Raw genomic sequence first — 843 nt, forward strand, 5'->3', positions numbered from 1 at the left:
CTTGTAGGCAAAGTCGTAATAGAAGCCGTTCTCGATGACCGGGCCGATGGTGACCTGGGCGTCGGGGTAGAGCGACTTGACCGCGTAGGCCAGCAGGTGGGCCGTCGAGTGGCGGATCAGCTCCAGGCCATCGGCATCCTTCTCGGTGACGATGGCGAGCTGCACGTCGTGGTCGATGACGTGGCTGAGGTCGACGACCTTGCCGTCGACCTTGCCGCCGAGGGCGGCCTTGGCCAGGCCGGCGCCGATGCTGGCGGCGACGTCGCCGACCGACAGCGCGGCGGGGTATTCACGGCGCGAGCCGTCGGGGAGTTGAATCGAAATCATGGGTGCTCCGAAGAGGCGACAAACAAAAAAGCGCGGCCACTTGCCGCGCTTTGTTTGTGCCCGAAGGCGAGAAGACGTGACGAGCCGCGGCCGACTAACTACCGGTAAACGGGAACGTAGTTCGCGGTGTCATAACCAGGGTGCCTTTCTCGCTCTTGTGAGGGGAGGAAGGCGAGATTCTAAAGCGGCAGGGCGGAAATGGAGTCGCGCTGGGCCAACGCAGCGAATTCATCGGCCAGGCGCTGGCTTTCCGTCACGGCGACGCGCCAGCGGCGGCGGCGCTCGGCGGCGTCCAGCGCCATGAAGTCATTGCGGTCGGGCAGCTTGGCGCCGGGCAGCCTGGCGATGAAATCGGGCGACGGGCACAGCAGCACGACGTTGTCGAGGAAGTCCGTCGAGCGGTGGCGGTGTTTCAACGCCTTGTCCAGCCAGCCGGGCACCACCTGGCGCTGGAAATGCGGGTAAAGCACCAGCGGCGCGGTGGACGACTGCAGTGCGCGGTAGTCCAGGTGCAGG

General features: G+C 65.6%; 1 protein-coding gene and 1 pseudogene. Both read right to left on the reverse strand.

The window, feature by feature from the left end:
• Window positions 1-327: TGS domain-containing protein (locus ACXJKR_RS33755; RefSeq protein ID WP_457326576.1), on the reverse strand; the 327-nt coding region annotated here is incomplete at its 3' end.
• Between the two features lie 179 nt (window positions 328-506).
• Window positions 507-843: pseudogene (locus tag ACXJKR_RS33760) on the reverse strand (phospholipase); the annotation flags it as partial.

Source organism: Roseateles sp. P5_E11 (assembly GCF_054049355.1).